Raw genomic sequence first — 9,469 nt, 5'->3', positions numbered from 1 at the left:
ACGCACATCGCTGTGCGATTTATTTAAAACTTTGAATTAACAGGTACGTTTTGTCTTGTTTAGTTTTCAAAGATCATCTCAACCTCATCTCGAGGCGACTTTTTCAGTATAACATTTCAGCGATTTGCTGTCAAATGTTTTTTTTGTTTTTATTTCTCCGCCGCTGTGAGCTTTTTGGTGAAGCGCATCAGCGACGTTTAATAATATACCATGCCTATGATTCAGCGTCAACACTTTTTTTGAAAGAATATCCTCGATGATATACTTCCTGCCCTTTGGTCTCTATTTGAGATACTTCAACAAAGCCTTTTTCCGTCAGGTAATCAAGCATGACACCGAGATCTTGGGTGAAGTGCACCAGTTCAGGGTGCTGAAGCAATTCTCCAAACTGCCACATTTCTTTTTCTTTCATCACCTGAAAAAGGTGCGCAGAACCGATTTCAGCTTTTGAATGGATGAGAAAATCATTTGCTAAGAATAATAATTCGAGCCTTTTCTCCAAGCTTTCGTGACTCTCGACAAGTTCGGAATATAGCTTATATACCTGCGGCTCAATGTGACGGACCTGGTTCCAGACTGTCGTTTCGGGATAAAACCCCCGGTCAATCACTTCTATGCGGGCCAAGTGGTGAAGAGCGTGCACTACCGCATAATATGCATCCAGAAAATGATCAGCTTCAAAAAACGCTTTTCCTTCTACAAATCTTCTGATCAGCTTGCCGTATTCCATTCCGATCTTTAATTTCCGCTCGGCGAAAGGAAAAGTGCTGAGCCGGTCATTGAGTTCAGATATATATTCATTGCGGTCAAACAGCACTTTGCCGTTGATGATCCAATCTATGACTCTTCTATTTGTCCCAAGCAGAATCCATTCCTGAAGCAGAGCATCCGTTACAATATGTAAAGAAGCGGTTTTGTGTTCGAATTCATAATGCTTTATAAAAAGAGGTTCATCAGCCTGTTTGACAATGACAAGCATGACCGCATCAAAGTTATCCGTGATGGATGATGCTTTACTCCTTCTCTCAATCATAAGGACGGCCAGCGTATCGGGATGACTTGCTCTTTCTTGGTAAATTGGACGGAGAAGATTGTCCATTACGATTCCTCCAATGCGATTGTTTCACTAGCTATTGTTTCTACATTTCTATGATAAAACATGAAAGTCCTTTTTTCTAAACACATTGCACTATTATAACAAATTTCCTTTCAGGTGCCATATTTATTCCTCCCTTTTCTTACGAAAACATGAAGAATATGCCATCTGTTTTGTGCTATAGTTAAACGAGAGGGGGATGGACATGGCGAAATACTCAAGCAAAATTAATAAGATCAGAACGTTTGCGTTAAGTTTGGTTTTCGTTGGGTTTATCATTATGTACATCGGGCTGTTCTTTAAGCAGTCTGTTTTGCTTGCCAGCTTGTTTATGATTCTCGGCTTGCTGTCGATCGGACTCAGCACCGCCGTTTATTTTTGGATCGGCATGCTGTCCACAAAAGCGGTCCGGGTAATGTGCCCCGCTTGCGAGAAAGAAACGAAGATTCTGGGCAGAGTGGATATGTGCATGCATTGCAGAGAGCCTCTTACATTGGATAAAGGATTGGAAGGCAAAGCGTTCGATGAGTCTTATAACAGAAAAAACAGTGTAAAATAAACGAAGCTGACCGTATCAAAGCGGTCAGCTTCGTTTAGTGGTTTTCTTTTTTGGAACATTCTTGGCAGACGCCGTAAATCTCCAAACGGTGGTGGCTTACCTTAAACCCTGTGACGTGAGCAGCAAGCTGTTCCACTTCGTCAAGCCCGGGATAATGGAAGTCCACGATTTTTCCGCAGCTTTCACAAATGGCGTGATAATGGTCAGAGGTGACAAAGTCAAATCTGCTGGACGCATCTCCGTACGTCAGTTCCTTTACAAGCCCCGCTTCCCGGAATACACGCAAATTGTTATACACTGTCGCAACACTCATATTAGGGAATTTCCCTTCCAAGGCTTTATATATATCGTCCGCTGTCGGATGTGCCATAGAATCCACGAGATATTCCAGAATGGCATGACGTTGAGGAGTAATCCGGACTCCCGTATCCTTCAACGTGTCTAAGGCTTCTTTTAATTCATGTGCAGCCATCCGTCATGCACCTCTCTTCTAAAAAAGATTCTTACTTTATAATGTTTATAATTAGTGTACATCTTTTTCCGGTCTCCTGTCAAATGTAATCTGAAGAAAACCCCGTGAGTTCAGCATTTGTCCATTAATTAGACGCAATTTGTTCCAATTTGCGAAGCGCCTCGGCAACGTGATCTTTCACTTTTACCTTTCTCCACTCCTTCACAAGACGGCCTTCTTTGTCTAACAAAAAAGTGGATCGCTCGATACCCATATATTCTTTCCCAAAATTCTTCTTCAGCTTCCACACATCAAAAGCTTCCGCCAGTTTGTGCTCATCATCAACGAGGAGCTGGAAAGGAAGATCGTGTTTTTGCTTAAATTTTTCATGTTTATCACGGCTGTCAGGGCTTACTCCGATGATAACCGCATCAAGTCCCGCGAAACTTTCGTGCTGATCACGGAAATCACATGCTTCCGTCGTGCATCCGGGTGTCATGTCTTTCGGATAAAAATAGAGAACGACGTACTTCCCTTTAAAATCCGTCAATGCTACTTCTTCCCCGCTGTCATTCACTAATTTCATATCCGGTGCTGTTTGTCCGATTTCAATCGTCATTTCTTATACCTCCGGGTTTTTTATTAAGCGTATCCAATTCACGTTAAGATTACAACCGTTATCCCCCGGCTCTTTTCTGGAAGCATGAACCCGTTGTGCTCGCAATGAAGCATGCTACAATAGAACATGATGTAAGGAGATATTAGGAGGGTCATTTTTTGTATACAAAATCAGTTGAACTTCATAAGGAAGCGTTAGAGCATATCGTCGGAGGCGTGAACAGCCCGTCCAGATCCTATAAAGCGGTAGGCGGCGGTTCACCCGTTGCGATGGAAAAAGCGAACGGCGCTTATTTCTGGGATGTAGACGGGAATCAGTATATCGATTATTTAGCGGCTTACGGTCCGATTATTACCGGACATGCCCATCCGCATATTACTGAAGCGATTAAAACAGCGGCGGAAAACGGCGTGCTGTACGGGACGCCGACCAAACATGAGGTCACTTTCGCCAAAATGCTGAAGGAGGCCATTCCTTCACTTGATAAAGTACGATTCGTAAACTCAGGCACTGAAGCGGTGATGACAACGATCCGGGTTGCACGCGCTTATACAGGCCGCACAAAAATCATTAAATTCGCCGGCTGCTATCACGGCCATTCTGATCTCGTACTTGTCGCTGCGGGTTCCGGCCCGTCTACGCTCGGCACCCCTGATTCCGCCGGCGTGCCGAAAAGCATCGCCAATGAGGTCATTACCGTTCCTTTCAATGACATTGAAAGCTACAAAGCCGCGCTGGATAAATGGGGTTCAGAAATTGCAGCGGTTCTCGTCGAGCCGATCGTCGGCAACTTCGGCATCGTTGAACCTGAAGAAGGATTTTTAGAACAGGTAAATGAATTGACCCATAAAGCGGGCGCGCTCGTCATTTATGATGAAGTGATCACGGCGTTCCGTTTTATGTACGGAGGCGCGCAGGATCTTCTTCAAGTGAAGCCTGATTTAACGGCGCTCGGTAAAATTATCGGGGGCGGCTTGCCGATCGGCGCTTACGGAGGCAAAAAAGAGATCATGGAGCAGGTTGCTCCGCTCGGCCCGGCATATCAAGCCGGCACGATGGCCGGAAACCCGGCATCTATCCTATCAGGCATCGCCTGCCTGGAAGTGCTGAAGGAAGAAGGCGTTTACGAGCGGCTTGATGAGCTCGGCGCCAGACTTGAGCAAGGCATTCTCGCCCATGCGGAGACACATGGCATTACCATCACCGTCAACCGTTTAAAAGGCGCGCTCACGGTTTACTTCACTGATGAAAAAATCGTCAATTACGAGCAGGCGGAAAATACGGACGGAGAAGCATTCGCCCAGTTCTTCAAGCTGATGCTTGAACGCGGCATCAATCTCGCTCCGTCGAAGTATGAAGCTTGGTTTATCACAACCGCACATACTGAAGAGGATATCGACGCCACTTTACAAGCCGTTGAAGATGCGTTCAGACATATGAAAAAATAACTTCTGAAACAAGCGGGAGCCCGGGGCTTCCGCTTTTTCTTTTTGTCCGATTTGTGAGATAATGGTTTTTTCAAAAAAAGACCTTGAATAATTGGTATGATCCCTGTATATTACTTTATTGTTTAGCAAATCAGCCGACAGGGAAATGTAAGTGTCAGCCGTTCGTTCGGCACATAATTTATTAGAGAAAGGAATGCACGCACAAACCAATGAAACTTGGTGCCCGCATTTTTAAAACAGGGATTGCGATTACGCTCGCGCTCTACTTAGCATCATGGATCGGACTTCCGTCGCCGATCTTTGCCGGGATTGCAGCTATATTTGCCATACAGCCCTCTATTTACAGGTCTTTTCTTATCATTATTGATCAGGTTCAGGCAAATATCATCGGCGCTGTCATCGCTACGGTATTCGGACTGATTTTCGGACCGAGTCCGATTATGATCGGATTGACCGCAGTGATTGTCATCACGATCATGTTAAAACTGAAAATTGAACACACCATTTCGATTGCGCTCGTGACGGTTATCGCGATTTTAGAAACACCGGGAAACAGCTTCCTGACGTTCGCTCTGATACGAACAAGCACCGTTATTTTAGGCGTGCTGTCTTCTTTTATTGTGAACCTTGTGTTTCTTCCGCCGAAATACGAAACGAAGCTGACTCATCATACGGTTGAATATACCGATGAGATCATGAAATGGATCAGGCTGACGATGCGTCAGTCCACGGAACACTCGATATTGAAAGAGGATATTGAGAAGCTGAAGGAAAAAATGATGAAGCTTGATCATACGTACCTTCTTTATAAAGAGGAGAGAAGCTACTTTAAGAAAACGACGTATGTAAAGTCGCGCAAGCTTGTTTTATTCAGACAGGCGATTATTACGGCAAATCGGGCGCTTGATACGCTGAAAAAGCTGCACCGCTATGAAAACGAGATTTATCATATGCCGGAGGAATTTCAGGAGACGCTGACAGAAGAAATTGATTATCTGCTTCATTGGCACGAAAGGATTCTGATGCGGACGGTCGGCAAGATCAAACCGCATGATGACGATGCTGAAGAAAGCATAAGATATAAACAGCTTTTGACGAAGTCTTTCTTGAAAAATCAGCAGAACTGCGAGGATGAACTGCTTGATTACAATATGCTCAGCATTATGGCTGCGGTTGCGGAATACCGCGAGCAGCTGGAGCATCTCGATACACTAATTACGAGTTTTCAGACATACCACCCGAAAGACAGCGAATTAGAAACAGACGAAGAGTAACCCGGTGCTTCCGTAAAACCGGGTTTTTTTGCATTCAAAAAAACGTATGCCGCCCATTGGGACGGCATACGTTTTTGTATCAGTTCAAATTCTGAATCGTAAATAAGTGTCTGTACTGGCCGCCTTGGGCCATTAATTCCTCGTGCGTGCCGGTTTCGACGACGGCGCCGTTTTCCATGACGACAATTTTATCCGCGTGCGTAATCGTGGACAGCCTGTGGGCGACGATAAAAGTCGTCCGGTTTTTCGCAAGCTTTTCCATCGCTTCCTGAATGTAGTGTTCACTTTCAAGATCAAGAGCCGATGTCGCTTCATCCAAGATCAGCAGCGGCGGATTTTTTAAGAATACACGGGCGATCGAAATCCGCTGCTTCTGCCCGCCTGACAATTTGACGCCCCGTTCGCCGACTTTGGTTTCGTAGCCTTCGGGTAAGTTCATAATAAATTCATGGGCATTTGCCGCTTTCGCAGCCGCAACCACCTCATCCAGAGACGCTCCCGGTTTACCGATAGCGATATTTTCACGAATCGTCTCACTGAACAGAAACGTATCCTGAAGCACCATTCCGACTTGATTGCGGAGGCTTCTCGCTTCATAATCGCGAATATCTGCGCCGTCAATCAGCAGGCTGCCGCCGGATACATCATAAAAACGCGGTATGAGGCTGACAAGCGTCGATTTTCCGCCGCCGCTCATCCCGACGAGCGCGACGGTTTCCCCTTTTGTCACCTTTAAGGAAACGTCCTGCAAAATCGTTTCTTTTCCTTCCTCATAACGGAACGAGACATTTCGGAATTCAACTTCACCCTTAATGCCGTCAGCTTTTAGTGCATTCGGTTTATCAGTCAGTTCATACGGCTCGTCGATAAATTCAAATATGCGGTCCATTGAAGCGATCGACTGGGTCAGCGTCGTCGATGAGTTGATCAATCTTCTGACCGGATTGTACATTCTGTCAATATAGCCGACGAACGCAACCATCGTCCCTACCGTAAGCGGGCCGTTTATGACAAAATAACCCGCAAACGCGATAACAAGCAGCGGCGCCAAATCCGTAATGGTATTCACAACTGCGAACGTTTTCGCGTTCCAATTCGTATGACGGATCGCTTTGTCCAGAAAATGTCCGTTTTTTTCATCAAAATTGGCTTGTTCATAATCTTCAATGGCGAAACTTCTGATAACGGGCATCCCCTGAACTCTTTCGTGCAAATGTCCCTGAACTTGGGCGAGTGCCTGAGAACGCTCACGTGTCAGTTTTCGGAGACGGCCGTAAAAGTATTTCACTGAAATTCCGTATAACGGAAACAAAATGACAGATATCAATGTCAGCTTCACATCGAGTGTAAACATAATACAGATGACGATCAGCACCGTCATCATATCAAGCCAGATATTCATCAGTCCCGTTATGACAAAGTCTTTTGTCTGTTCGACATCATTTATCACCCGGGAAATGACTTCGCCCGTTCTCGTGTTGGCATAAAACCTCAGGCTCAATTTCTGAATATGATCAAACAATACCCCCCTGATATCGTAGAGCACCCGGCTGCCCGTCCATTGTGCGAAGTATTGCCGATAGTACTCTACCGGGGGACGCAGAATTAAAAACAGCACGAACATGATGCCCATTATCGTGAATAGCGATGATGTTTTAGCGCTTGCCGTTCCGCTCCCTTGAATAATGTCATCGACCACGTATTTTAACAGAAGCGGGAGAGCCAGCGGGATGGAGAATTTTATAATGCCGATTAACACTGTGATAAAAATTTGTTTTTTATAAGGTTTTACAAATTGCATATAGCGTCTGATTACGCCCACACTTTATCCCCCTCTCTCTTTAAGGCGTGTGAGCCCATGTGAAAAACCTGTTGACACCCCAACAGGTTTTTTATTGTATTCTTTATTTTGTATAGCGCAGATACCGTTCATACCACATATCAACAAATTCCGGAGCAAACGGTCCTTTCCGCTGATGAATCCAGTGCAGCAGCGTATTCAGGTACTCCTTCAGAATGCTGTCGATCTCTTTAGGGTAATTCATTGATTTGCGGTGGTCATCGTATTCATCCTCGTCAAGAATGTTATACGTCATATCCGGAAACACCTTGACATCCAAATCGTAATCAATATATTTGATGGCCTCTCCGTCATAAGCGAACGGCGAGCTGATGTTGCAATAATAGTGTACCCCGTCATCTCTCAGCATTCCGATGACGTTAAACCACTGACGGGCATGAAAGTAGCAGATCGCCGGCTCTCTCGTCACCCACGTCCGTCCGTCGGATTCCGTCACCATTGTCCGGTCGTTGGCTCCGATGATACACAATTCCGTACTTTTTAAAATCGTCGTTTCATTCCAAATTCGATGAAGCAGCCCGTTATGCTTATAGCTGTGAATTTGAATGGTTTCTCCTTCCTTGGGATATCCCATATTTCTCCCCTACTTTCTGTAAAGCCCTGCAGTCAATGCAGCCGCAATTGCTTTCCGACAAGTCTTTTCACTATTATAACGTTACGAATTAAAAAATGAAAATAAAAGAACCACTCCGCTTCCGGAATGGCACATTCATTTCTGCACATAGGAAGACGGCTTTTCCGTGCTGCGATAAGACTGGATGACTTGCTCTGTCTGCCTTTGGAATAACTCCTGTATGCCGGCCAGGTCTTTTCGCTTTGTCGCAATTTCGTCCTGTACATTGTCCAGCTTTGCATCTCTTTCCAGACTGATGAGTTCCGCTTCCACCTGCCGGCAGCGGTCAAGTTCTGACTGCAGCTCGAGAAGCTGATCCATGATTTTCATCTGTTCACTTACAAGCTTTTCAAACTCTGACATCGGGTTCCTCCTTAGGCTTTAGGTTGATACTCCTTACCATTTCGATTTTACGCCGGAAAACCCTTTGACTCATTCTGTAGAGGAATCACAAGTTTTGTCGTTTTGGCAACAGAAAAAAGCACTTCCATCCGAAGATGAAGTGCTTTTTCGTTTCAGTGATTAGCTGTTTTGCTGTTTGTTTTGTTCAGCAGATTGGTTTTGCTTTCTAACCTGCTGCGCATCAGTTTCACTGCCGAATTCAGTGCCGTATTGACCCTGACCGGAAGCTGATTGCTGGTTTTGTCTTTTCACCTGCTGAACGTCTGTTTTGCTGTATTTTGAGTTTGCCATTGTTATCACCTCCACGCACTTTAGAATGCGCAGGAGACGATAAGGCTATTCATCTTTTTTTAAAACTTATACGAGCAGAGAGCGTCCGCCGTCAATAATGATGGTCTGGCCGCGGATCATGTCCGCTTTTGAAGAAACTAAAAACTCCACCGTGTCGATCATATCTTTAATCTCGACCATTCTGCCGGCCGGCGTATTTTGGCGGGCATCTTCCAGCAGTTCATCTCTGTTAGGGAAATGCTTCAGCGCGTCCGTATCAATCGCTCCGCCTGACACCGCGTTTACGATGATGTTTTTCGGAGAAAGCTCAACCGCCAGATAACGGGTTAACGATTCTAAAGCGGCTTTTGAGACACCGACCGTCGTATAGTTTTCAAGATAGCGGATGCTGCCGAGCGAGCTGATGCTGACGATGTGGCCGCCTCCGTTTTTCTCCATCATCTTTGCCGCTTCCTGGGCGCAGAAAAGCAATGCTTTCGCGTTGATATTCATCGTCCAGTCCCAGTGTGTTTCTTCGAGTTCCATAACCGGTCTCAGCACGCCTGAAGCCGCATTATTGACGAACACGTCCAGTCTGCCGAATGTTTCGTCAATCTGGCGGAACATGTCTTTGATTTTTGCCGGCTGGCCGACATTAGCTTTAATAACGAGCGTTTTAACGCCGAGTTTTTCAATTTCTTCGGCGGTTTCTAATGCCGCTTTTTTACTGCGGGCGTAATTGATGACGATATTGTATCCTTTTTCCGCGAGTCTGATGGCGGCTGCTTTCCCGACGCCTCGGCTGCTTCCCGTGATCAGTGCGCATTTATTTTGTTCCATTTTTCCTCAGCTCCTTGCTGTGTATAGTTCTTTTCA

Annotated in this window: 10 protein-coding genes and 1 pseudogene; 3 read left to right on the top strand and 8 right to left on the bottom strand. The window is 45.5% G+C overall.

The genetic code is table 11. From position 1 onward, the window contains the following. Nucleotides 1–214 precede the first annotated feature (214 nt). The gene (locus AC2CGA_RS18030; protein WP_003155463.1) at nucleotides 215–1,099 is read right to left on the bottom strand and encodes a nucleotidyltransferase-like protein; all 885 of its coding nucleotides are present in this window, start codon (nucleotides 1,097–1,099) and stop codon (nucleotides 215–217) included. Nucleotides 1,100–1,301: 202 nt separating this feature from the next. Between AC2CGA_RS18030 and AC2CGA_RS18025 the strand changes: the two genes are divergently transcribed. Next, nucleotides 1,302–1,655 (top strand): YgzB family protein, encoded by a 354-nt coding sequence (locus tag AC2CGA_RS18025; protein ID WP_007408568.1) that lies wholly within the window; start codon nucleotides 1,302–1,304, stop codon nucleotides 1,653–1,655. A gap of 34 nt (nucleotides 1,656–1,689) precedes the next feature. Here the strand turns inward: AC2CGA_RS18025 and perR are convergent, their stop codons facing one another. Continuing rightward, the gene (perR, locus tag AC2CGA_RS18020; protein WP_003155465.1) at nucleotides 1,690–2,127 is read right to left on the bottom strand and encodes a peroxide-responsive transcriptional repressor PerR; all 438 of its coding nucleotides are present in this window, start codon (nucleotides 2,125–2,127) and stop codon (nucleotides 1,690–1,692) included. A 124-nt stretch (nucleotides 2,128–2,251) separates the two neighbouring features. Next, entirely contained in the window at nucleotides 2,252–2,725 is a 474-nt protein-coding gene (bcp, locus tag AC2CGA_RS18015; protein ID WP_139885651.1) for a thioredoxin-dependent thiol peroxidase, read from the bottom strand. Between the two features lie 158 nt (nucleotides 2,726–2,883). Here bcp and AC2CGA_RS18010 point away from each other — a divergent pair, with 158 nt between their 5' ends. Together AC2CGA_RS18010 and AC2CGA_RS18005 are read left to right on the top strand one after the other, a co-directional pair. After that, the gene (locus AC2CGA_RS18010; RefSeq protein WP_015388520.1) at nucleotides 2,884–4,173 is read left to right on the top strand and encodes a glutamate-1-semialdehyde 2,1-aminomutase; all 1,290 of its coding nucleotides are present in this window, start codon (nucleotides 2,884–2,886) and stop codon (nucleotides 4,171–4,173) included. A gap of 209 nt (nucleotides 4,174–4,382) precedes the next feature. Next, nucleotides 4,383–5,447 carry an aromatic acid exporter family protein gene (locus tag AC2CGA_RS18005; RefSeq protein WP_003155468.1) on the top strand — a complete coding sequence of 355 codons (1,065 nt, stop codon included), beginning with the start codon at nucleotides 4,383–4,385 and terminating at the stop codon, nucleotides 5,445–5,447. Nucleotides 5,448–5,526: 79 nt separating this feature from the next. Here the strand turns inward: AC2CGA_RS18005 and AC2CGA_RS18000 are convergent, their stop codons facing one another. The 5 genes and pseudogenes from AC2CGA_RS18000 to fabL all read right to left on the bottom strand — a co-directional run bounded on the left by AC2CGA_RS18000 (nucleotide 5,527) and on the right by fabL (nucleotide 9,433). Further along, the gene (locus tag AC2CGA_RS18000) at nucleotides 5,527–7,269 is read right to left on the bottom strand and encodes an ABC transporter ATP-binding protein (protein WP_139885650.1); all 1,743 of its coding nucleotides are present in this window, start codon (nucleotides 7,267–7,269) and stop codon (nucleotides 5,527–5,529) included. Nucleotides 7,270–7,351: 82 nt separating this feature from the next. Further along, nucleotides 7,352–7,882 carry a nucleoside tri-diphosphate phosphatase gene (ntdP, locus tag AC2CGA_RS17995; protein ID WP_003155475.1) on the bottom strand — a complete coding sequence of 177 codons (531 nt, stop codon included), beginning with the start codon at nucleotides 7,880–7,882 and terminating at the stop codon, nucleotides 7,352–7,354. Between the two features lie 135 nt (nucleotides 7,883–8,017). Further along, complete coding sequence (locus tag AC2CGA_RS17990) at nucleotides 8,018–8,284, bottom strand: YgaB family protein (protein WP_003155476.1); 267 nt, start codon at nucleotides 8,282–8,284, stop codon at nucleotides 8,018–8,020. Nucleotides 8,285–8,443: 159 nt separating this feature from the next. Next, nucleotides 8,444–8,596, bottom strand: a pseudogene (locus tag AC2CGA_RS17985) (gamma-type small acid-soluble spore protein); the annotation flags it as partial. Between the two features lie 84 nt (nucleotides 8,597–8,680). Continuing rightward, a complete protein-coding gene (gene fabL, locus AC2CGA_RS17980; RefSeq protein WP_003155478.1) occupies nucleotides 8,681–9,433 on the bottom strand; it encodes an enoyl-[acyl-carrier-protein] reductase FabL in 753 nt (250 codons plus the stop codon). Nucleotides 9,434–9,469: the final 36 nt, after the last annotated feature.

The sequence above is a fragment of the Bacillus sp. SYZHCR11 genome, assembly GCF_057196865.1.
The sequence above is the reverse complement of the archived record's forward strand: the minus strand, read 5'-3'. Positions and strand labels throughout refer to the sequence as shown.